This window comes from Streptomyces sp. NPDC111507 (assembly GCF_055638955.1).
Window position 1 is genome coordinate 600,835 of sequence record NZ_JBVKBU010000001.1, and the last position, 21,957, is coordinate 622,791.

General features: G+C 65.5%; 17 protein-coding genes and 5 pseudogenes. 10 read left to right on the top strand and 12 right to left on the bottom strand.

Annotated elements, in window-relative coordinates; genetic code table 11:
• Window positions 1-101 precede the first annotated feature (101 nt).
• Entirely contained in the window at window positions 102-674 is a 573-nt protein-coding gene (locus ACZ7M2_RS02710; RefSeq protein WP_471593837.1) for a hypothetical protein, read from the bottom strand.
• A gap of 607 nt (window positions 675-1,281) precedes the next feature.
• On the opposite strand from ACZ7M2_RS02710, the gene ACZ7M2_RS02715 reads away from it, so the two are divergent.
• Both ACZ7M2_RS02715 and ACZ7M2_RS02720 read left to right on the top strand, forming a co-directional pair.
• Entirely contained in the window at window positions 1,282-2,460 is a 1,179-nt protein-coding gene (locus ACZ7M2_RS02715) for an acyltransferase family protein (protein WP_471593838.1), read from the top strand.
• 902 nt (window positions 2,461-3,362) lie between these two features.
• Window positions 3,363-4,313, top strand: coding sequence for a hypothetical protein (locus tag ACZ7M2_RS02720; protein ID WP_471593839.1), 951 nt, complete (start codon window positions 3,363-3,365; stop codon window positions 4,311-4,313).
• 123 nt (window positions 4,314-4,436) lie between these two features.
• Here the strand turns inward: ACZ7M2_RS02720 and ACZ7M2_RS02725 are convergent.
• Window positions 4,437-4,613, bottom strand: a pseudogene (locus tag ACZ7M2_RS02725) (ribosomal protein L7/L12); the annotation flags it as partial.
• Between the two features lie 165 nt (window positions 4,614-4,778).
• Here ACZ7M2_RS02725 and ACZ7M2_RS02730 point away from each other — a divergent pair.
• On the top strand, window positions 4,779-5,534 hold the full coding sequence (locus ACZ7M2_RS02730; RefSeq protein WP_471593840.1) for an AAA family ATPase: 756 nt from the start codon (window positions 4,779-4,781) through the stop codon (window positions 5,532-5,534).
• Window positions 5,535-5,853: 319 nt separating this feature from the next.
• Here the strand turns inward: ACZ7M2_RS02730 and ACZ7M2_RS02735 are convergent, their stop codons facing one another.
• A complete protein-coding gene (locus ACZ7M2_RS02735) occupies window positions 5,854-6,333 on the bottom strand; it encodes a hypothetical protein (RefSeq protein WP_471593841.1) in 480 nt (159 codons plus the stop codon).
• 99 nt (window positions 6,334-6,432) lie between these two features.
• Window positions 6,433-6,789, bottom strand: a pseudogene (locus ACZ7M2_RS02740) (tyrosine-type recombinase/integrase); the annotation flags it as partial.
• Here ACZ7M2_RS02740 and ACZ7M2_RS02745 point away from each other — a divergent pair.
• The 5 genes and pseudogenes from ACZ7M2_RS02745 to ACZ7M2_RS02765 all read left to right on the top strand — a co-directional run.
• A pseudogene (locus ACZ7M2_RS02745) lies at window positions 6,789-7,139 on the top strand (hypothetical protein); the annotation flags it as partial. The pseudogenes ACZ7M2_RS02740 and ACZ7M2_RS02745 sit on opposite strands and share 1 nt — an antisense overlap.
• 210 nt (window positions 7,140-7,349) lie before the next feature.
• The gene (locus tag ACZ7M2_RS02750; RefSeq protein WP_471593842.1) at window positions 7,350-7,811 is read left to right on the top strand and encodes an NUDIX hydrolase; all 462 of its coding nucleotides are present in this window, start codon (window positions 7,350-7,352) and stop codon (window positions 7,809-7,811) included.
• Window positions 7,808-8,713: a radical SAM protein gene (locus ACZ7M2_RS02755; RefSeq protein ID WP_471593843.1), complete on the top strand. Its 906-nt coding sequence runs from the start codon at window positions 7,808-7,810 to the stop codon at window positions 8,711-8,713. Before ACZ7M2_RS02750 ends, ACZ7M2_RS02755 begins: the two co-directional genes overlap by 4 nt.
• A gap of 10 nt (window positions 8,714-8,723) precedes the next feature.
• Window positions 8,724-9,272: a hypothetical protein gene (locus tag ACZ7M2_RS02760; RefSeq protein WP_471593844.1), complete on the top strand. Its 549-nt coding sequence runs from the start codon at window positions 8,724-8,726 to the stop codon at window positions 9,270-9,272.
• A 207-nt stretch (window positions 9,273-9,479) separates the two neighbouring features.
• On the top strand, window positions 9,480-10,013 hold the full coding sequence (locus ACZ7M2_RS02765; RefSeq protein WP_471593845.1) for a hypothetical protein: 534 nt from the start codon (window positions 9,480-9,482) through the stop codon (window positions 10,011-10,013).
• 270 nt (window positions 10,014-10,283) lie between these two features.
• On the opposite strand, the gene ACZ7M2_RS02770 is transcribed toward ACZ7M2_RS02765, so the two are convergent.
• Window positions 10,284-10,646, bottom strand: coding sequence for a hypothetical protein (locus ACZ7M2_RS02770; RefSeq protein WP_471594505.1), 363 nt, complete (start codon window positions 10,644-10,646; stop codon window positions 10,284-10,286).
• A gap of 553 nt (window positions 10,647-11,199) precedes the next feature.
• Between ACZ7M2_RS02770 and ACZ7M2_RS02775 the strand changes: the two genes are divergently transcribed.
• Window positions 11,200-11,664, top strand: a complete 465-nt coding sequence (locus tag ACZ7M2_RS02775; protein WP_471593846.1) for a hypothetical protein — start codon at window positions 11,200-11,202, stop codon at window positions 11,662-11,664.
• A gap of 231 nt (window positions 11,665-11,895) precedes the next feature.
• Here the strand turns inward: ACZ7M2_RS02775 and ACZ7M2_RS02780 are convergent, their stop codons facing one another.
• From ACZ7M2_RS02780 to ACZ7M2_RS02790, 3 genes are all read right to left on the bottom strand, one after another.
• A complete protein-coding gene (locus ACZ7M2_RS02780; RefSeq protein ID WP_471593847.1) occupies window positions 11,896-12,054 on the bottom strand; it encodes a hypothetical protein in 159 nt (52 codons plus the stop codon).
• A 249-nt stretch (window positions 12,055-12,303) separates the two neighbouring features.
• Complete coding sequence (locus ACZ7M2_RS02785; protein ID WP_471593848.1) at window positions 12,304-13,035, bottom strand: ferritin-like domain-containing protein; 732 nt, start codon at window positions 13,033-13,035, stop codon at window positions 12,304-12,306.
• Window positions 13,036-13,210: 175 nt separating this feature from the next.
• Entirely contained in the window at window positions 13,211-14,008 is a 798-nt protein-coding gene (locus ACZ7M2_RS02790; protein ID WP_471593849.1) for a bestrophin-like domain, read from the bottom strand.
• A gap of 448 nt (window positions 14,009-14,456) precedes the next feature.
• Here ACZ7M2_RS02790 and ACZ7M2_RS02795 point away from each other — a divergent pair, with 448 nt between their 5' ends.
• Window positions 14,457-17,444 (top strand): SpoIIE family protein phosphatase, encoded by a 2,988-nt coding sequence (locus ACZ7M2_RS02795; RefSeq protein WP_471593850.1) that lies wholly within the window; start codon window positions 14,457-14,459, stop codon window positions 17,442-17,444.
• A gap of 128 nt (window positions 17,445-17,572) precedes the next feature.
• Here ACZ7M2_RS02795 and ACZ7M2_RS02800 read toward each other — a convergent pair.
• The 4 genes and pseudogenes from ACZ7M2_RS02800 to glnA all read right to left on the bottom strand — a co-directional run.
• A pseudogene (locus tag ACZ7M2_RS02800) lies at window positions 17,573-17,659 on the bottom strand (glutamine synthetase); the annotation flags it as partial.
• Window positions 17,660-17,822: 163 nt separating this feature from the next.
• Window positions 17,823-19,349 (bottom strand): FAD-binding oxidoreductase, encoded by a 1,527-nt coding sequence (locus ACZ7M2_RS02805; protein WP_471593851.1) that lies wholly within the window; start codon window positions 19,347-19,349, stop codon window positions 17,823-17,825.
• Between the two features lie 774 nt (window positions 19,350-20,123).
• Window positions 20,124-20,414, bottom strand: a pseudogene (locus ACZ7M2_RS02810) (helix-turn-helix domain-containing protein); the annotation flags it as partial.
• A 13-nt stretch (window positions 20,415-20,427) separates the two neighbouring features.
• A complete protein-coding gene (glnA, locus tag ACZ7M2_RS02815; protein ID WP_054230834.1) occupies window positions 20,428-21,789 on the bottom strand; it encodes a type I glutamate--ammonia ligase in 1,362 nt (453 codons plus the stop codon).
• Window positions 21,790-21,957: the final 168 nt, after the last annotated feature.

The following is a 21,957-nucleotide window of genomic DNA, read 5'->3' on the forward strand; positions in this document are numbered from 1 at the left end:
CACGGCCACAGGTCAGAGACTCGGCCCGTCATTTCTTCGGCTACTGACCACAGCCACAGCAGTTCGGGTTCTGCAAGGTTGCTCCGAGGCAGGCTTCATCACTAGGTGCGGGGTGCGTTGCGGACCCAACGATGCCTCGGAGGAAGCGCGGTGCCAGGAGAGACGAACGAGTGTCCCCCCACCGAAAGAGGGGAGATGACGGGGCGGCTCATGATCTCCTCGAACCAGGCGGCTGCGATCCGACCGAGATGTTCGGGAGGTCCGGCGGCATAGAGCGGTTCCACGTCCCTGATGGGTTCCGGACTCTGGTAGTTCTGGCTGTGCCGCTCGCTGCAGAAGAGCCTGTCACCGATGACAGTCGCGCCCAGCGTCCTGAAGATCAGATTTATCTCCAGATCGAGCAGGTCTGCGATCAGGGTGAGGACTTCTTCCCCTCGGGACAACGCCCCGTCCAGTGCAGTGTGGTAAGCCGCGTGTTCGACCGGGGGCTCCCATGGGGGCTCCTGTGCGACGGCGCATCCGTCCTCTTCATCGTCTTCATCCGGCTCGAAGACGAGCACGACGGTGGAGCTGGGTGGGCATTGGGGCCAGGAACGGGCGGAATCCCTCACGACGTCCACGAAGGCTCTCTGATGGCTGTTCAGTTCGTCGTCTTCGAACCAGTCGTCGTACACCCCGATGAGGCTACGCGGCGGCTGTTGATCACGCTTACGCGGTTGGACCGGGAAGCCCACCCCTTAGCCATACGGCAGCGAAGTACAGCAACCACAGCAACCGGCCCCGCCCCGTAGCGTCCTTGTAGACCCGAAGTGCGGAGGTATGGCCGCCACTGACCGATCTGTCCAGAGCTACGGATCAGATGGCCGCGCCCGGCCGAGCGCCAGACAAGGTGAGTGTCTAACTGCGTGACAACGGCCACGCACAGCGGCGGACAAGCACGTACGCGTGTGGACCATCGCAGCAGGTGCGAGGGTGCGAGGCAGTCCGGCCTAAGGGGAAACGAAGAGGTCGTGGGTTCGAATCCCGCCATTCCGACTCGGAAAGCAGCAGGTCAGGGCCGGTTTCCCACCAAGGAAGACCGGCCCTGATCGCGTTCCTGGGGTGCTCCGGGTGTCAGCTGAGCTCCACCCGGTCAGGGAAAGACACGACACTCCATCACTGTCCGCCGAAACCTGGCGCTTACTTAGCCTTACGTCAGTGGTCATATAATGCGCCGGATACTGGCGGACCCTCGAAGGGCTACGGCGAAACCCCATGTCTTTGCCAGGCATACGGGCAGTGGTGACACCTCTCCCCAAACGCCTCGACTCCCTCACGAGCCTGCGCTTCTTCGCGGCCTGCGCGGTCTTCACCACCCATTTCACCGGGAGCGGCGGCAAGACCGGACTGGGACGGGCGCCGTTGATCTTCCCTTACGCGCAGTTCGGCGGAAACGGCGTCAGCCTCTTCTTCGTTCTGTCCGGCTTCCTGATGACCTGGGTCTTCAAACCGAACGAGCACCCAGGCGCCTTCTACTGGCGCCGGGTAGGCCGGATATGGCCCGCCCACCTGGTCGCCCTGCTGCTGGGCACCTACGCTTACTACACGGCGGCGCACCTCGCGATCAGCTGGCCCAGCCTGATCTCCTCCGCCTTCCTGGTGCAGACCTGGTCCCCGAACGTCACCCCGGCCCTCCCCGGGAACGAGGTCACCTGGACGCTCAGCGTCGAACTGCTCTTCTACGCCCTCTTCCCGCTGCTGGGCCGGATCGCGGTCAGGCTGCGCACCCGCTGGCTCGGGGCGGTCACGGCAGGCGGACTGGTGGGAATGTGGGCCGTCGACTGGTTCGCCACCACCCACTACTCGCCCGCCCACGCGGCCTGGGTGATGCGCCACCCTGTGATCTACCTGCCGGAGTTCCTGCTCGGCATGACGCTCGCGCTCGCGGTCAAACGCGGCTGGCGACTGCCGCTGCACCCCTCGCTGCCGGTGGTGCTGCTGGCGGCCTACGTCTACTGCTACTACCAGGGCCAGGCCCGATTGCCGGCCGGGGCCGCCTCGCAGCTCGACTATCTGATGCGGCCGGTGGTCGCGGTCCTGGCCGCACTGATCATCCTCGCCTTCGTCCAGCGCGAGGTCCGCGGACTGCGCGGGGTACTCAACGCCAAGCTGATGGTTCAGCTCGGCCTGTGGTCGTACTGCTTCTACCTCCTGCACCACTCGATCAGCCGGCTGGCCATCTACCAGTGGGGCCGCATGCCCGACAACAACGGCACGCTGTTCGCGCTGATCGGCATGGGCCTGGTCGTCGTCGTGCTGGCCTGGGCGTTGTACTCCGCGGTGGAGGAGCCCGCGGAGAAGTGGTGGCGACGGCACACGCCGCAGCGGTGGCTGCGGCAGGACCCGCCCGGCGGGCGAACAGTGGCAGTTTCGCCGCCTCGCCGGCCAGAGACCGAACCGCGCGAGCCGGTCGCCAACTGACGAGACGCGGGTGAGCACGCAGGGCCTCAAGGAATCCTAGCTAAATGAGCGCCTTTTCCTTGGAACGACAGGTCATCAGTGAGGTGTTGCTCCTGCATCCGATGGACGCTGACTGGCACGGCTGTGGCACGTGCCACAGCCGTGCCACATCGTGCGGTCTATCACGGTCAACGACGGTTCGCCGCAGTCGAGAGGCACCGCCGAGCTGGGCCCTCACCGAACCCGGTCGCGGGCTCCTCGGCGCTCTCCCCCCGGGGGAGGCCGTGGCAGGAGAGGTGATCTGGCGCCAGCCCTTCGGCGTCTTCATCCGGGTCGATGCTGCACGCGTCAGGGACGGCGCTCAGGTGATTACGTTCGGGTTGTCCCTGGGCTGTGCGAGGGCTTTCGGTCCAGAGCGGGCGGGCTGCAATTCGGCGCGGCTCCGTAGTCGTCTTCCGTTGGGGTGTGGCGCGTGACCAGCGACGTTCCGGCCTGTCCTGAATGCGGCCGGCCTATGAAGTCTGGTGGCCTCGTGCTAGCGGAGCGGAAGGATGACGGCCGGCGGACGTGTCGCTCGCTGTGGAGCTGTGCCAGTCGGCACGTCTGGTGGAGTTACTAACATCCCACGCTGACATCAACGACCACGCACGCCGCAGCCTTGGGCGCATGCAGAGGGCTCCCGTGCGCGCCTCAGGCAGATCCAGTACGGCTCAGTCCGGCGCGGCTTCCGGCTTCCTGAGACTGCGACCGGGACGTCGAGGCCCGCTCCGCCTATCGGTCGGGCGTTTGGCGTCGTCTGAAATCTCCTTGCCCCCGGTCCGTCTGCTTGGTGGGATACAGGGGCTTCGACGGTGGGAGGGGACAGCTTGGCGGTGTTCGGGTGTGCGGGCTGCGGTGCGGTCCTGACGGCGGCGGTGTCGGAGGTGGCATTGCCGATCCACCTGGCGGATACCCACTGGGAGACGCTGCACCCGCCGCTGCTGGAGGCCGGGTCCTACGCCGTCGACCCCGCACGGTACGGGCCGCCGTGGCGGCAGTGGGACGAGGTCGAGGCGCACGAGGCGGCAGAGCGGGGGCGCTTCGCACCGTTCGGCGCGCTGTCCAACGGACCGTCGAACACCGTCCTCCTCGCGCCCGGCGACATGCGCGGCACCAAGCTGATCCTCGAGCAGGCTGGGGGCTACTGCATGGGGATCGACGGGAGGGACGGGCCGAACCTTGCCTGCCTTGGCTGCGATCTGCCGGTCGGAACGAGGATGGACGACTGCGGGTGCTGGCAGGTCGTCCGGCTCGTCCCGCAGGCAGTAGTGCGGCTGCCCGGCCCGCCGGAGCGGCCGGTCATGGGCTGGGCAGAGCTGCTGGCCACCGGCGCGCTGTGGCACCGGCTGAGCAAGTACCGGGACATCCCGGCGGGCGTGGCTCTCGCCCAGGTGGTGGTGGCCGCCGGGGGCGAGCCGGTCGAGGTGGCGCCCGGGCCGGTCGCTGAGCTCCTCGGCCGGGCACTCGGCGCGCTGCTGCCCGCCGGGGAAGGTGCGAAGCGGCTGGACCTGGCGGGACCGGGGTTCGGCGAGCCGTCCAGTGATCTGGTGCTAGTGCCGGTCCATCCGCAGACCGGAGACGCGTGGCAGCCGCGCGCCGGGGCGGTGCCGGTACCTATGGATGCCGCCCTCTGGGCCGAGCTCGCCTTCCCTCCCCATCGGACCCGGCTTCCGGCGGTCGGCGGGCTGCCGACAGGCGTGGAGCGGGACGATCCGCTGCCGCCGCACCCGTGGTACCCGTTTCAGCCGTCCAAGGAGGCGTTCCGGTACACGCTCGCGCGGACACCCGCCGTCAGGGAACCGTGGCTGCGGGCGATCTACGACCGAGGATGCTGACCCGTCAGAGGTAGTGCGGACCCCACACTGCGGGCCCGGACGAGGTGACGTCTCCGGTACGAGTGATTCTGCGAGTTGTGCTGGGGCCGTCCCTGGGTCGTTAGCCAGTTGATCGGGCCGTCCTCAGGACTTCAGGAAGTCCGGCTCGGGCTGTTCCCTCGCCTCTGCCTGTGCTCCCAGAGCGCGTAGGGCCGTGACTGCTGCCTCAGCGTCTTCTTCAGGTACGCCCTCGAGAATCATGGCGGGTACCTGCGTTGCCAGGACCTTGCTGCGCCAGAGACTCAGCCCGGTCAGCCGCCTACCGGCTCGCCCAGACCAGGGGCCGCGCCGAGCAGAACACTGCAGGCTGAGCCCATCGGCTGGGATGGGGACCCGTAGTAGGCGGGCTGTCAGTGCCTGGATCTATGGTCAGAGCATGACTCCGACAGGCCCTGTGACATTGGACCGGACCAGAACGGGCAGCCGATGACCCGCTACAATCGGGGATTTGTTCGCTATGTCGCGCTCGATTCGCCTGTGGGCGCCGACCACTACCCCTTCAGCCTGCCGGTCGTCACCCATCTCGCCAGCATGGACAGGCTTGATCTGGACCCCGCTGTGACATTCCTGGTCGGCGACAACGGCTCGGGCAAGTCAACCTTGATCGAGGCGCTGGCCACGGCCGTCGGGTTCAACGCCGAGGGCGGTTCCAGGTCCTTCCGGTTCGCCAGCCGGTCCACCGAGTCCGATCTGGGTGATCACCTGACTGTCTGCTGGAACCGCAGGCCTCGCACGGGTTTCTTCCTGCGTACCGAAAGCTTCTACAACGTGGCTACCGAGATCGAGCGGCTGGACGAAGACTCGGGGGAACTGTTGCGCGCCTACGGCGGCCGGTCTCTACACGAACGCTCCCACGGCCAGTCGTTCCTGGACCTGGTCCACCACCGTTTCGGCCCGAACGGTCTCTACGTGCTGGACGAACCGGAGGCAGCCCTGTCGGTGCACGGATGCCTGGCGATGATCGTCCGGATCCGGGAACTCCTCCAGCAAGGGTGCCAGTTCGTGGTGGCTACCCATTCGCCGATCCTGCTTGCCATGCCAGGCGCACGGATCCTGCAGATCGAATCCGACGGCACCATCGAGCAGGTGGAATACGACCAGGCCGAGCCTGTCGCTTTGACCCGCGCGTTCGTCAATCACCCTGACCGCTTCCTGGACCGCATGTTCGCCAAGGAGGTATGAACCAGCCGGTTCGACGGCGTTCTCTGCCCGGACACCCAGGGTGAGGCACACACGCGCCGGCTCCCCTTCGCCAAGTGGGGGCGTCCGCGAATACCGACTCCGCACGGGCGTGCGACTTCATTTCTCGACAAAACTTCCCGGCCCGCAGGCCGATAAGTGCCTCCCGAAGTGAGCAACAAACGCCTTCGGTTGAGACCTACACAGCCACCCGGGGTGCGAAGCGTACGAGCCCTTAAGCGTCGCGTCGCGTCGATTTAGACGTCATTTCATTTGGTAAGTCCGCAGTGGCATATGAGGGTTGCTGCGATGGCGGTGAAGGTCAGTGGTAGACAACGATGAGCGAGGCCAGGAGCAGCGCGGCCGCGGCGGACAGCCCCAGGATCCGGTAGGGGCGCCATGCCGTCAGTGCCACGGCGGCGGCCCATACCGCTCCCACCACGACGGCCGGCCACGTGCCGAGTGTGCTCAGTGCGGCATGGAGCGGGAAGGGTGCCAGCAGGAGCGTCGGCGGGATGACTGTCAGCCGGGGGCGGATGCCCAGCAGCCTGTACGCCACGATCAGCCCGACGAGTGCGATGGCGAACGAGGCGGGGAACGAGAGGACCGGCCACGGCGTCAGGCACACACTCGTCTCATCGGCGCACAAGCGGGCGTCGTAGGCGTACGCCTCCTGCACAAGATGGATCGACAGGTAAGTGAGAGCGGCACCGGTTGCGGCAGCGCCCGTGCTGCGCACGGCCAGAGCCCCACCGGATGGCGCCGCAGGCTCGTCGTACCGCTGTGCCGCAGTAGCGTCCATGACAAAATTCTCTCCGGTCGTGACGGCCGGGGCCTGAGTACGCGTACTCAGGCCCCGGCCTGGGGGAAGGGCCTGGAACTCGGCTCCTTCCGGACTTCCTCAAGTGGCCCGGAGGACGGCGGCCAGGGCCTTGCGGGTGCGCTCCTGGCTAGATGGCATGAGGTGCGCGTACACGCGGAGCGTCAAGCCCGGGTCCGAGTGGCCGAGGTACTCGGCGAGGGCCTGGATGTTCTCTCCGGCGCCCAGGAGCACCGAGGCGTAGAAGTGACGGAGGGCGTGCATGCCGTTCTCGCGTGATTCGGCGTACGGTTCGCCCGGCTTCCGCTCGGGGATGACACCGGCCGAGGCCAGCGCCCGCTTCCACGCTCCTTCGTTGAGGGATGTCCGCCAGACGTACCCGCCGCGCGGCCCGGTAAAGATCAGTCGCTTGGTCACCGGAGGCCCGTCGGTCACCTTGCGAATGCTGGACCGAAGACCTCACCAGGACAGAGACGCCGGCCTTTCACAGCTCGTTCGACGCCCACTCGGCCGGCCAGGCAGACCGCTGGATAGCGATCGCACTGCGCACCATCACACCAGCACTGGATCCCAGGGTTTCCGACGAAGCATGGGAATGGCTGTACGAGGACCGCATCCAGACGAGGAGAGCTCTCCTGCGCTCGGAGCCCTGCACAGTCACGATCAACCAGGGCGGCACACGCATCTCTTGGACGGCCCGACCAGTACTTTTCCTGCCCCTGGCACGCCGACGAAGCGTTGAACTCCCCTCCTGTGCATACGACTTCAAGCCCCACGCGACCGACTGATCTACAACTTTCCCTACTGGTTCAAGTGCGGCCCGGCCCCCGCCCGGGCCGACGGTTACGGCTTACCCCAGCCGAACCGACATATGGCATGGCTCATCGCTAGCGCCTAGACTCCGCTACGGAGCACGGCGCACCCAAGAACCTGGAACGAGTCACCGCTGAGTAACGTGACCGAGGGGTGATTTCCCTTTGTCCAGCCGGGGAGGTCCCATGGGCGGGCAGCACATGCGTTTCCCAGTCGCAGTACATCTCCTCCTTTTCTCTAATGATCAGATACTTCTCACGCGTCGATACAATACCGGCTATTGCGACGGCCTCTACGGTGTTGTCGCCGGCCACCTCAAGGGCCAGGAAGACATAATAGAAGCCACCTGCCGCGAAGCAGCAGAAGAGATTGATGTATCCATATCCCCTTTGGACTTGAGCCTGGTTGGGGTCATGCATCGCTTGTCGGATGAGGAGAGGATTGAGTTCTTCCTTACCGGACGATCATGGAGGGGCAACATAACCAACAATGAGCCCAATAAATGTGACGATGTGCGCTGGTTCAATGTCCACTCCCTGCCCCATGAGACGATTCCGTACATAAGGAAGGCCATCACTCTCACGCTAAACAGAGAGCTGTCGCAACTCTGGTTCGAAGAGCCCGACTTTGCGAGGCCAAAGGCATGAAATCGAATCTTCACCCTTACCTTCGAATAGTTGTAAATCATAGCAAGACATGCAACATGCACTGCGTTTGGTGCCATGAGGAGGGCATGCAACGCACGAGCCCTGGACCTATGCTGACGCCAGCACAAATCGTCTCATTTTCTCGAATCCTTTACGAGACAGGGGTTCGCAAGTTCAAAATCGTGGGAGGAGAGCCAACTCTCCGACAAGATCTACCAGAGATACTCAGTGGGCTTCGACAGATCGACCCTGCGCTTGATCTGTCCATGGTGACGAACGGAAGCCGACTGGCAAGTCTGGGCGAGGCGTATAAAGAGGCCGGAATCGATAGGGTCAACGTTTCCCTATTTAGCCTAAACCCAGAGTTCTTTAGAGAAAACGTGGGCCCAGCAAGTCTCATGAGCCGTGTCGTCTCCGGGATAGATCGCACGGCATCTCTCGGGATTCTTGGAAAGATTAATCACGTCTTCCAAGACATGGCCACATTGCATGACATATTGGCATTCGCGCGCGAGCGGTCAGTCCGCGTGAATGTACTGAACAGAATTCCATCACTGTCTTCCCGGGACGGGATGCCAATATCTCAACTTCTGGAAAAATTGGCCACATTGCCGATTGAAAGCGTTACAGAGGAAATAGACCCATACTCTCTCCCCGTCAAAGTAATGAAGCTCGAAGGCGGTGGCGAGATCGAGGTTAAGCATCTTGAAATAGGCGCACAGCAGAAATTCTTGGCTTGCCGGACGTGCCAAGTGAAGGAAATATGCAAGGAGGGGATCTTCGCTCTCCGCATTACACCGATTGGGAAATTGCAGCCGTGCATAGTGCGCGAGGATAACTCCTTCGACCTCACATCGAGCCCTTCTGTTGAATCCGTGAAGAATTACCTAGAAGGGCTTTGAGGGGCGAGACATGCGCGTGGTGGTACTGCTAGGGGTCCACGGTGCGGGGAAGACTACGCTAGGGTCCGCGCTGCCCAGTGACAAATTCGCCTTCTTCCCGCAGATAGGCACTACATTGCGTGCGGCTGTTGATTACGGAGTTACCGTACCGGTTGAATCATTTGATACCCAGGTCATGCAAATTGAACTTGAGCGTGACGCGAAGATTGCCCGAGAAAAGCGTCTGCCAGTCATCGAAAGTTGGCACATCGGGAACATTGCATTCGCCATGGCCCGTGGCTCAGATAAAACGGTGGCTCGATACCGAGATGCACTAATGCGCCAGCTGGAGATTTTCACACCACACATAGTAAAGCTCCGCTTGCCCGATCATGACTTTCTGGAGAGAGTCACCGAAAAGCGCACGACACCATATGAAGCATTGATTTTCTACCGAACTGTAGAGCGTTACGAAAATAACCTGATTGACGAATTCGTTACCGACACAGAGAATGTAATCGAGCTGTCTTCTCCTTGGTCCGCACGCGAAGCAGTCGAGTTGATCACTAGTCACTTTTAGAAACCAAAACGCTAAATAGGGGACTGACCTCGGATGCTCAACGAGCTAGTGATCGGGATCGTATCCGCCGCTGTTCTGAGTGTCCTCGGATTCATTGTGGCTCGAACGCGAGTTCGGATTACATCACGAGTGCGCCGTCAACTCGCCTTGAGGCAAGCGCACCGTTTTAGCTTGCGAATGTTTTCAGAAGGAGTTTCTAATTTCTACGTGGGTCGTGATGAGTGGCTTCGCTATCGAACTCCATCCAGACTCGCCGACTACCTGAGACAAGCCAGAGGCTCTGTGCAAATTGCTTGCTACTGGATGGCACAGGGGACCCTTGAGGGGATTCCTCGAGTGTTCGCGGAGTTGGCTGAGAGGGGCGTAGTTGTAGAGATTGCCATGATCAGCCCTACCAGCGTTTTGCCAGAAGCGTTGAGTAAAGATCTAGAGATGTCAGCAGATGCAATTCGACACCATGTGAATCACGGGTTGAGCGCCCTTGGCGAGCTGAAACTTACGCTCTCTGAAAACGGCAAGCGCAATCTACACATCAAGACATCCGCAACTTTGCCACAGGCGGCTGTAATTCTGATTGACGCGGATACCTCTCCAGGAAAAATCCAACTCGAATTCCGTCCATATCGGGCGCCTCGGTGGAATAGTTTCTCAATCGAAGTTTCAGAAGTTGGATCTGCGCGACTTTATGGAACTCTCAAGAATTCATGGCAAGCCTTTTTTCGAGACGCCACTGATGTCTAGGTAGCTTTTTTTACCGCGTCGGCAGCCGCCGGCTGACAACTGCTTCTCGAACAGCCATGACTGCCGTCTCTCCGCATGTATGGAGGAGGCAACGCAGCACAGGATAAAGCCTGATGGCCCCAATCGCGACGATGAGAACCGCCGATCGACTGGTCTCGCCCCCGCTGTTGAGTCGCGGCCGCCGAAATCGCCGTGCGCGTGCGGATCGGCGCGGGGGCATCTTCGCTTATTGAAGCCCCAGTTCAGCGGCACGATTCCCCCGACTCTCTCCTAAAGCGGTGATTCAGGTGATTCATTGGCAACCAGCTGCCAGCTGGCGCTGGCCACCAGTGCACTGCCGTCCTCGGTGAGGAAGAGCAGGGAGGTCCACGTCCGATCGGCGGAATTGACCAGCCCTACGCGTACCGGTCGGCCATGTTCGCTGAGGAGTTGCACTGCTCGTTCCAGCCCAGGAGGTTCGAGTCCGTGCATCCGCATGCGCTGAAGTCGTTGCTTGAAGACGCCGGCATGCCGGTCTGCGGGATGTGCCCTTTCTCCCACGCTGTAGGTGGCGCCGCTGCGGAGGGAGGCCAGAGCTATCACAGACGCCTCGTCGTCGCCGGTCAACAGCGATTCCAGCACGTGTCGTTCCATGGTCACCCCCGCCTGGATCCTGCGGTACCGCAGCCAGGTACCGCAACCCCAGTAGTCTCCCGCGTCCGGTAGCGCACCTCCGGGGCTTGGTAGCGGCCGGACTGGCCGTCACTGACCAATCCGGCTAGAGCTACGGATCAGAAGGTTGTGAGGGGGGTGGGTGCGGAGCCATTCGGCATCCCGGGACCCAGTGGTCCGGGGACCCCTATCCGGCCACCCCCCTTGGCCGCCGTGTTCTTCGGCGAGAACATCGAACCGGCTCATCTCTGCCACGGAAGCTAACAGCCCCCACTGACAACGCTCTTGTTCCTGTGGCCGGCAGCCGCCGACGGGATGGGTAACCGTCTCAGTTTCCGTCTCATTCAGCACCGTTCAGGGTCGTTCAGAACGGGCCCAGGACGGAGCCCGCCTCACCGGCCGTCCGCTCATGAACGCAGGTGAACACCTCTGCACACCGTCCAGCGCCCCACCAACACAGTTGGAAAGCGTGTTGGCGGCGCCGGACTTGGGCCAACAGCCTCCCGACGTAGGCGAGACGTGATCAGCTTGTTCTGTGGAAGCCGTCATCGCCAGCGCCGTAGCCGTCCTAGGCACCCTGCTTGGCTCAGGGATCACCCTTGCATTTCAGCGACGCACAGCCGAGAGAAGCCACGAGTTCACACGCCGCGAGAAGCTCCGACAGGAACGACTCGATGCCTACTCGGCCTACGCCGGCGCCCTGGTCAACTACCGGCGGTGTCTCGTCCATCTGTGGTTCTGCATCCATGAGCAACCGCCGCCCGAGGATGCAGACGAGGTTCGAATACGCGCCTACGACCTCCGATCAAGTGCCCAAGAGGCCCTGTTCCGTGTGCAGATGCTCACGGATGACGAGTCTCTGAGTCGGTCCGCAGAAGCTGTACTCACTGACGTGACCGGCCTCTACAAGACGGATAGTCGAAGCGAACTCGACGAGCGCCGAGCGCACACCCGTGATGGCATCACTCACTTGGTGCGCGCGGCAAAGCAGCGTCTCTGACGCACTCAGCCAGCGTGCCCGCACAGTCCTGCCGACCGGGTCCTACCCGCTGACTAGGACGCGCACCACATCCGCACCAGACGGAGCGGGAAACAGCGCAGACGGTGAAAGGAACCAGGCCCGTCGGAGCCGGGCTCCGGGCGTTCGCCCAGGTCGGCCCTCGGAAACCCGCCCCTCGCGCCCGCAGCTTCCCAAGCTGAGGGCGCGAGCCTCGATGCCGGCGCCCCGTGCTCAGCTGATGACCAGGCCCGTGATGCCGAAGACGAGCGTGAGGACGAAGCAGATCAGGCTCACTGCTGTTGCAAGGCGCGGGACCTCGTGCGTGCGACGGAAGTTGGACATGACGCCGTTGGACCAGAAGGAGCAGATCGCGACGATTACGGCTGGCACGAAGAGTGGTGTTCCGTGACACACGTATGCGGCACCCACAGCCAACCCAATGACACAACCCTCCAGGCCCGGGTTCGAGCCCAGAGCGACAGCCCCAACAGCAAGATCAAGACGACGTGTTAATGATCTGCAAGCCCTTGGCGGGCGCAACCGTGTCCGCCAGCTCGACCAGCGAAGTCGCAGGTCACCGGCAGGACTCCCCCGCCTCTCTCCCGAAGAGGCCGTAAGACGCGGTGGAGCTGTCTGTTGTCACCCCGCGCTCGTCCATGCATCTGGGCGGGGCACCAGCACCGCGGAGACCACCGCGCCGGACGAGGTCATGACATCGACCACGAATCGCAGGCGTCCGATGGCGAGTCGGCGCAGTGCCGGACCGCGATCGGCGGCGACGACGAGGGAGACCGCGAGCAGAAGAAGTCGCCACAGGATCATCACCGGGCGGCGCGTGGCGCGGGGCAGCTCCGCCAGAGAGGCATGCAGTCGCTCGCAGTGGAACGGGACGTGGCGCTGCTCGTCCGACAGGATCCGCCCCGCCACATCCGAAGTGAGCGAGTCGTCCGTGCCGTCGCGCAGGGCCCGGTAATAACGCAGCGCCACCACTTCCGCGATCATCAGCACCAGCAGTTCCATGCGCAGGCCCATCAGACGCCGCAGCCGTACGAAGACCGTGTCGGTCCAGTGGCCGTTCAACGTCGGTGTGCCACCCGCAGCCAGGAGCCGAGCAAGTAGACGGGCGTGGTTCTGTTCCTCGGCGATGAAGAGCCGGACCGCCTGCGCGTAGTCGACGTCGCCGGCCTGGTCCGCTTTGCCGACGAGGTTGGCGCCGTCACCGTCCTCGCCGACCTGGAAGCGCTGGATGCTGGCCCACACCGCCGGATGCAGCGTCGCACCTTGCCCCCAGTCCGGGTCACCCAGGGCGCGCCTGCGCTCCCGCTCGTCCTCGAACCGCCTTGTCCACTTGGCGAAGCCGCCCGTACGCACCCGGTGTCCCCTCTCCCGGACACGGCCATCGTGCCCCGGAGAGGGACGACGCCGGCGGACACCAAACCGTTCCCCTGCTGCCCGACGCCCGAAGTCCACAAGTTCACACGCACGCACCGTGCGAGCGTCACGGCAGCCGGTGATCAGTCGTCGGCATACTGATCGCGCCGGTCGGCTACGGCCCGTGGCCGAAGAAGCCGGACTTCAGGTCCCCGATGATGGCGTCGAGCGGATGCCCACTGACGATGAACGCTCCGCTCCAGGGCCCGCTGAGTGCGAAGAGCAACGCCAGGCTCAGTCCGACCACACTCGCAACCCCTACGATGAGCAGCGAAGTTCGCAGACTGTTGCGGAAGACCAGTGCGCCGGAGTTCACGATCAAGGCCAGCCCGCTGACCACAAGCGTGACGACGTAGAGCGCGGGAACATCGCGCGAGGCGGCCGCAACGCGGGCGCGACGACTGCTGGTGACACCGTCCAGGGAAGCCACCAGCTCCGTGCCTGTCGGGGTTCCCACATCGGGCCGGGCCGCCTCGGCGCGCACACTCCGCTCCAGCCGTGCGATCGCGCGAGCGGTGGCCGGGTCGTCACCGGACGCCGCTGCTGACCCCTCCCACTCCCTGGCACGCGTGGTCTGCAAGTAGTCCATCAGTGCCGCATGGATCGGCTCCGACTGGACTCGCGGACTTGTCGCCGCCCATGCCAGGCGGGAGGCCGCGGCCGCCTCGTCGCTCACCAATCCCTCTGCTGCGCGCAGGTAGCCGGCCTCGCTGGCCAGTGAGAGCGCCGCGAAGATCGCGAAGGCAGCGCCGAGTGTCGGCATCAGGGGCGTGGCGATCTGCGGCACCCGGTCCTGTTCCCCGACCGGTACGAGCGCCCGGACGCCGACCCGCGCCACGGCCGCGACCAGTAAGGCAAGGAGGAGTCCGCCCACAACCAGCACCACCGCCGGCAGCGAGGTCAACCAGTTCACCACATCACCTACAGCGCGTTCCCGCGAGCGCCACACGGCGGCGGCGCATCGGGCCCGCGGCCTGGAGCTCCTCGTCGACCACTTTCCATGAACGCTCCATGATCACAGGTCGAAGACCTTTGACGCTCGCGACGCTCGGCACGGCATCTCCATCCGGTGGCGAGCCGCCCATGAACGCGGGTGAACGCCCCGTACACACACCCACACCCCACCAACAGAATCCCGCACAGCGCCTGCCGAGGGTGAGCCGAGGGGGTTGATCGGACGCGAAAGATTCCCCAAAACGGATGAAATGACCTAGATTATTCGGATTAGAGTGGGTCAAGGGATGTAGATCGCCGCAGGTCCCGATCACATGCGGCCCAGCGGGTACCCAAGCGGTGAGCGGAGGCGACAGTCGGCCGTGGTTAATTCCAGAGGCGGCGATGCCGACAGCAGCGGTCCGTCCATGCCCCGCACCCTCCATCCGCTGCACCAGCCGCGGGGGCTGCGGACCGTGCAGACCGTGCAGCCCTTGGAGGGCCACCGCGTGCGGATGCTGCTGCTCGATGCCGTGGACGAGGACCGGCACGATGTCGAGGTGCTGCTCACCGCGCTCCAGCAGGCGGTGGCCGAGGTGCACGGCCTGGGCGGCATGGTGCATCTCCCGGGCGGCGGCATGAGCGGCATCCTCTACCTGGTCGCCAGCAGTGGTCTGCCGGAGTCGATGACCCGACCCTGGCTGATCATCCCAGCACGGGGCACGGCGCCGCCCAGCAGCGCCGCCCGCACCGACACCATCACCTGGCAGCCCGACCTGGCCCCGCCTGACCCGGTGCCCGGGCGGGACCCCGCCGCCCTGTGGCCTTCCCGGCTCCCCGTCGGCATCGGTCACCTGGCCGCGCCGATTCCGGGCGATGGCCGGCGACGCGGCGCGCTCTCCGTCCTCTTCGCTCCGGGCGCCGAGCCCGGCACGGCGGAGCGCGCGTTTCTGAACGAGGTGGCGGCCTGGATGTCCGGGAGGCTCAGGTCGTCCGGGATCCTCAATCCGTCCCTTACTCTGCTGCGCGCCCTGGAGCACGGGCCAGGACCGCAGGAGGCCCCCCCGTGGGACGTGAAAGGGGTGCCCTCCATCACGTACACCTGGGACCTGCGCACCGGCGAGCTGACCTCCGACGGACCGGTTGAGGAGGTGCTGGCCGGCATCGATCCGGAGGTGATGAGCGGCGGCATCGAGGCGTGGGCAGCGCTGATCCACCCGGACGACCTGCCAGGGGCGGTAGCCGGCTTCGACACGGGCATCCGGCTGCGCGGCGGCTTCCAGAACGAGTACCGGATCCGGCGCCAGGACGGCACATACCTCTGGATCGAGGCCCGTGCCCGGACGATCACGGACGAAGAGGGGACACCGGTGAAGGTGATCGGCGCCCTCCAGGACAGCAGCGAAACGCACACCGCCGCCGAGTCGGTGGGGCGGGCGCTGCAACACATGAGAGACGGCTTCGTCTCCTTGGACACGGACTGGCGCATCGGATTTCTCAATCAGGCCGCCGAGCGGCTCTTCGGCGCCGCGGGAGATGTGGCCGGAGCCCTGCTCTGGAACGTTCCCGCGGTACGTGCCGTGCCAGGGCTGGAGCAACAGTGCCGGGCCACGGCGGCCCAGGGCCGGCCGGCCGGATTCGACGTACCGTGGCCGGACGGGACGTCCTGGTACCACCTGCGGCTGGTGCCGGTGCCGGAAGGCCTCACGCTCTACATCACCGACACCACCGAACGGCATCTGCGGGAGGTCGAGCGCGCCGCCGCGGAGCGGGCGGCCGCGGAGCGGGCGGCCCTGGTGCAGCGGATCACGCGGGAGCTGGCCGAGGCTGTCACGACCCAGGATGTGATGGCGGCGGTGGCCGACGGTGTGATGACACCCCTCGGGTCCACCGGACTCGTCATGCTCGGCGTGGTCGGCGACCGGCTGACAGTGGTCGGCTCCCGGGGGTATTCGGAGCGCTTCACCCGACTGCTGGACGGGGAGTGGACGGTCAGGGACACCACGAACCCCGTGGGGGACGCCCTGCGCACCCGCGCACCCCTCCACATCTCCTCCCCGGAGGAGTTCCTGAAGCGTTACCCGGGGACCGAGACCTTGGTCCGGGAGGGCGGCAAGCAGGCGTGGACCTTTCTGCCGCTGGCGGTATCGGGACGGGGGATCGGCGCGGCGGCGATCTGCTTCGATCGACCGCGGGTGCTGGACGAGGACGAACAAACGCTGCTGACCGCGCTCAGCGGACTGATCGCGCAGGCCCTGGAGCGGGCCGGACTCTACGACGAGGCGACGACCCGGGCCCGTACCCTCCAACGCAGCCTGCTGCCGCAGGCACTTCCCGAACTGCCCGAGGTAACGGCGGCAGCGCGTTACCAGCCGGCCAAGCAGGGAGCCGACGTCGGCGGCGACTGGTACGACGTGATCCCGCTCTCCGCGGCCCGGGTGGCGCTCGTGATCGGCGACGTCATGGGCCACGGCATGGCCGAGGCCGCCACCATGGGCGGACTCCGCACGGCCGTCCGCACCCTCTCGGAGCTGGAGCTGACGCCCGACGAAATCCTCGGCCACCTCAACGACATCGTCGGCGAGCCGGGCAACGATGCCTTCGCGACCTGCCTGTACGGCATCTACGACCCGGTGACCCGGCGTCTGTCGTACGCCAGTGCCGGTCAGCCGCCCCCGGCGGTGGCCCACCCCGATGGCACCGTCACCTTCCTGTCCATGACCCCGGACCCGCCGCTGGGGGTGGCCACTCCCCCCTTCGAAACCCTCGAGACCCTACTGCCCGCCGGCAGCCTGCTCGCCCTCTACAGCGACGGCCTGGTCGAGAGCAAGGACAGGGATGTCACCACCGGCATGAACCGCCTCGCCGAGCTCCTCTCCCAGTCCGTGAACGCCACGTCGACCTCACCGGCGGATGCGTCCGACCTGGACGCCCTCTGCGCCACCATCACCTCCGCTCTCCTCCCCGCCCACGGCGCGCTGATCGACGACGCCGCCCTGCTGCTGGCCCGCACCCACCCGCTGGCCGCGGAGAACGTCGCCGAGTGGTCGTTGCCGGAGGACCCGGTGGCGGCGGGCGAGGCCCGCGGCCTGGTCCGCGCTCAGCTCGCCGACTGGGACCTGGCCGATGAGGACCTGATCATGACCACTGAACTCGTGGTCAGCGAGTTGGTCGGGAACGTCATCCGGCACGCTTGCGGCCCCATCCGGCTGCGCATGCTCCGCAGCCGCGCACTGATCTGCGAGGTCGCCGACGCCAGCCTGACCACGCCGCACATCCGTCACACCTCCGCCACCGACGAGGGCGGCCGCGGCCTGCAGCTCATCTCCGCACTCTGCCAGCGCTGGGGCACCCGCCACACCCGCACCGGCAAGTCCATCTGGACCGAACAGCCCCTCCCCACCGTCCCGGTCTGATTTCTCACCTCGCACGTCACCCGACCTGCTGAGATCTCCCGTACGGCGCCGTGAACGCCGTAGGGCCGACGGTCGGTGACCGTCGGCCCTACGTGCAGTTCTGCCGGGAAATCCGCTCTGACCTGCGCCTACAGCACCGGCAGGTTCTTGCGGAGCTCGAAGGCGGTGACCTCGGAGCGGTACTCCTCCCACTCCGACTTCTTGTTGCGCAGGAAGTGACGTCGGTCCGGAGCGACCTCATGCGACCGACGTCGGCGTAACGCCGACCTGCGGTCGGGCGGCCGTCAATGGTCGTTGGTGGCTGCTGTGGGCCATCCTTCGACGGCCCACAGACGGCCCGAGCCTGACCGGGGCGGGGCCCCGACGGCGAACTGTCAATCAGCGTGACGCGGGCGGGATGCTCTGCTCGTACTGGAAGACGTTGCAGGGGTCGTACTTCGCCTTGATCCCGCGCAGCCGCTCGAAGTTGCGCCTCCCCCAGTAGGCGGTCTCCCACTCCTGCATGCCGACGTTCGGCACGTTGACGTAGGCGCCGTCCACGAAGCCGCGCATCGCCTGGCTGAATTCGGCGGTCCAGGCCTGGCACGTCGAGGTGAGCGGGTCGCAGACGCCTGGTGTCGTTGAAGGAGTTCCCCAGGCTGCGCCGATCTCGCCGTAGAAGATCGCGTCGCGGTGCACGAACGCGGTGCCGCCGCGGGGCTCCTTCTTGATCGCCCCGCGGAAGGCATCGACGAAGTAGTTGCTGTCCTCCGTGGGAGCGTTTTTCATGTAGTAGCCGATGACGTCGATCGCCTTCTTCGAGAACAGCTTCTTGGCGAACTGCGAGAAGAACTTGACGTTGGCGGGTTCCTGCGAGCGCGGGACCTGCGCTCCGGCGAAGATGGGGCCCCAGTTGCCGACCTGCACTGTCACATCGGGCGAGCCGATCGACAGGATCGGGGCCAGCAGCCTTTTGGCCTCTGCCTCCGTGCCCTCCGCGAGCCACGCGAACAGCAGGATCTGGGACTTGTGGATCTCGACTTCGGATCCGAGGCGGTTGTCGGCGAACGGTACCGTGCGCTGCCAGGCATCGAAGATCCCATGCAGGTCCGTAAGGCCGTCCCAGGTCGCCGTCACGTAGGCGATGCGCTTGAGCGGGTGCACCTTGTAGGTGAGTTGCGTGACGATTCCGAAGTTGCCGTTTCCCGCCCCACGGAGCGCCCAAAGGAGGTCCGAGTGGTCCTTCAGGTCGGCATGGATCACCTTGGCGCAGTCGCGACCCGACGGGACGACGATTTCGGTCCCGATCAGGCTGTCGCAGGCCATGCCGAGATAGCGGTTGAGGGGGCCAAGGCCGCCGCCGACCGTCGCGCCGACCAAGCCGACGCTGCCCTCGCTTCCGGTCGTGACCGCGAGGTCCCGCTTGGCGAGCGCCGTCACCGCTTCCTGCTGGGTCAGGCCGGCGCCGACCGTCGCGATACGAGCGTCGGCGTCGATGTGGACCGACTTGAGCTGGCTGACGTCGATCACGATGCCGTTGTCGATGTTCGACCAGCCCTCCAGGGCGTGGCGGCCGCTGCGTACCCGCAGTGCGACGTTGTGCTGCCGCGCCCAGGTGAGGGCGTTCACCACGTCCTGGGTCTTCTGGGCGAAGACGATGACCAGCGGGTAGTGGGAGAACAGCTGGTCGTAGTCGATGCGATCATCCGTGTACGAAGCGTCACCGGGGCGGACGATGTGACCGGTCAGCTTCGCCGGCCGACATCCCGACGACCCATTGGTCGGGTCGCTCGCGGCCAGAAGGTCCAAGGTGCTCGCGGCCGCGATGTCCGGCGCGCCTGCGGCCGTAAGGCCCGGGACGACGACCGCCCCGGCGCCGGCGGCCGCTGACGCCCTGAGCAGGTAGCGGCGGGAAAAATCGCTCAAGGTCCAGATCCTCTCGATCGGACTACGCCGCTATGCGGCTGAGGGAGCCTTTACCCACCAGCCGCCGGGTAGTCCTTTGTGGTCGACCCCCGCACGGTAACGGGGCGATCATGCGGTTTTTCCCGACACGCCAATTGAGGACGATGACGACAGCCTGAAGGAGTAACTCAGCGGGATCCCGTCATAACCGGTTCGGGATGCACCGCGTCCTGCTAGAAGCTATCCCTTGGTCCAAGCGGTCAGAATACGCGGGTGCTCTCGAAGACGATGGGCTCGCCGAGCCTGCTGGTCAGGTCAGGTCAGGTCAGGTCAGGTCAGGTCAGGTCAGGTCAGGTCAGGTCAGGTCAGGTCAGCGTCTCGCAATGGCCCGACGAAACGCTTCTCTGATAAGAATTAGTGGGCGTGCCCCCGTAATCACCACTCCGTGCCTGGCGAACCCCCGGAATACCCTGCTCCTACTTCCCGCGTTGCCGGTGGGCGCCTATACAATCCCGAGCTTTCCCCACGGCTGCTGAACTTGAATGGGTGATGTCGGGACACTCCTCGGCCGGTGGTGATTCCTCCACCAGCACGGACCTAGCCGAACAGGTCGTCGGAGAAGCCTGCGGCCGGTAGCAGCGCGTCCTCGGTCATCCACAGCGATACCGTGTCGATCGCGAGCGTCCTGTCGATGAAGCAGTCGCTCGGGATCTCCAACAGATCGTCGAAGCGAACCGTCTGCCGGGTTCGGTCCGAGGTTCGCGGGCCTCGCGTCACGGTCTGGAAGAGATCGCCGTCGGTGTGAACGACGGCCCGCCGCGTCGGCTGCTGCCACGACCAGTCGTGCCGCTTCAGCGGTCGCCAGGTGCCCTCCACGGTGTACGAGACGTGGGACAGCCGGCCGATCAACGTCTTCACCCGGGCTGGCGTCCACCGCTGATCCGTCCAGCCGTGCGCCGGCGGTCCCCGCTCCGACTCGCGTTCCAAACGTATGATCTGGACCTCGGACGGTCGGGGTCGGTGAGACGCGGCGGGGCCGGCGGTCCATGACCGTCGGCCCCGTTCGTCGCGTCGGCGGGAAACCCGCCCCGACCAGCGCTTACAGCACCGGCAGGTTCTTGCGGAGCTCGAAGGCGGTGACCTCGGAGCGGTACTCCTCCCACTCCGACTTCTTGTTGCGCAGGAAGAAGTCGAAGACGTGTTCGCCGAGGGTCTCGGCGACCAGTTCGCTGCGCTGCATGAGGGTGAGAGCCTCGCCGAGGTTCTGGGGCAGGGGCTCGATGCCCATCGCGCGGCGCTCGGCGTCGGAGAGGGCCCACACGTCGTCGTCGGCGCCGGGCGGGAGCTCGTAGCCCTCCTCGATGCCCTTCAGGCCGGCGGCCAGGAGCAGGGCGTAGGCCAGGTACGGGTTCGCGCCCGAGTCGATCGAGCGGACCTCGACGCGTGCGGAGCCGGTCTTGCCGGGCTTGTACATCGGGACGCGGACGAGCGCGGAGCGGTTGTTGTGGCCCCAGCAGATGTACGAGGGGGCCTCGCCGCCGGCACCCGCGGTGCGCTCCGAGCCGCCCCAGATGCGCTTGTAGGAGTTGACCCACTGGTTGGTGACGGCGGAGATCTCCGCCGCGTGCTTCAGCAGGCCCGCGATGAAGGAACGGCCGACCTTCGAAAGCTGGTACTCCGAGCCCGACTCGTAGAACGCGTTGCGGTCGCCCTCGAAGAGGGAGAGGTGCGTGTGCATGCCGGAGCCGGGGTGCTCGGAGAAGGGCTTGGGCATGAACGTCGCCTGGACGCCCTGCTCCAGCGCGACCTGCTTCATGACCAGGCGGAACGTCATGATGTTGTCGGCCGTGGAGAGCGCGTCGGCGTAGCGCAGGTCGATCTCCTGCTGGCCGGGGGCGCCCTCGTGGTGGGAGAACTCGACCGAGATGCCCATCGACTCCAGCATGGTGATCGCCTGGCGGCGGAAGTCCATGCCGACGTTCTGCGGGGTGTGATCGAAGTAGCCGGAGTTGTCGGCCGGGGTCGGGCGCGAGCCGTCCAGCGGGCGGTCCTTCAGCAGGAAGAACTCGATCTCCGGGTGGGTGTAGAAGGTGAAGCCCAGGTCGGAGGTCTTCGCGAGGGCGCGCTTGAGGACGTAGCGCGGGTCCGCGAAGGACGGGGAGCCGTCCGGCATCAGGATGTCGCAGAACATGCGGGCCGTACCGGGGGCCTCCGCACGCCACGGCAGCACCTGGAACGTCGACGGGTCCGGCTTGGCGATCATGTCGGACTCGTACACACGGGCGAAGCCCTCGATGGCCGAGCCGTCGAAGCCGATGCCCTCGTCGAAGGCCTGCTCCAGCTCGGCCGGAGCCACGGCCACCGACTTGAGGAAGCCCAGCACGTCCGTGAACCACAGCCGAACGAACCGGATGTCCCGCTCCTCCAGTGTCCGGAGCACGAACTCCTGCTGCTTGTCCATCTTCCGCTTCCACCCATCCTTGCTGGTCAGGTCGCCTGCTCCCACGCCTCGGAGACGGTCGGGGCACCTGAGCATCCCACCACAACACCATTTCGTACGCGTTGCGGACCATGATCGCCCGGGCGACCGCGGTCTGAACGCCTCACGTACGGCAGGTGTCCTGCTCTG

Coding starts and splice junctions, on each gene's coding strand:
- ACZ7M2_RS02735 (WP_471593841.1), bottom strand. CDS start 6,333: ATGGACGCTACTGCGGCACAGCGGTACGACGAGCCTGCGGCGCCATCC.
- glnA (WP_054230834.1), bottom strand. CDS start 21,789: ATGGACAAGCAGCAGGAGTTCGTGCTCCGGACACTGGAGGAGCGGGAC.
- ACZ7M2_RS02795 (WP_471593850.1), top strand. CDS start 14,457: ATGCCCCGCACCCTCCATCCGCTGCACCAGCCGCGGGGGCTGCGGACC.
- ACZ7M2_RS02730 (WP_471593840.1), top strand. CDS start 4,779: ATGACCCGCTACAATCGGGGATTTGTTCGCTATGTCGCGCTCGATTCG.
- ACZ7M2_RS02755 (WP_471593843.1), top strand. CDS start 7,808: ATGAAATCGAATCTTCACCCTTACCTTCGAATAGTTGTAAATCATAGC.
- ACZ7M2_RS02750 (WP_471593842.1), top strand. CDS start 7,350: ATGGGCGGGCAGCACATGCGTTTCCCAGTCGCAGTACATCTCCTCCTT.
- ACZ7M2_RS02760 (WP_471593844.1), top strand. CDS start 8,724: ATGCGCGTGGTGGTACTGCTAGGGGTCCACGGTGCGGGGAAGACTACG.
- ACZ7M2_RS02770 (WP_471594505.1), bottom strand. CDS start 10,646: ATGGAACGACACGTGCTGGAATCGCTGTTGACCGGCGACGACGAGGCG.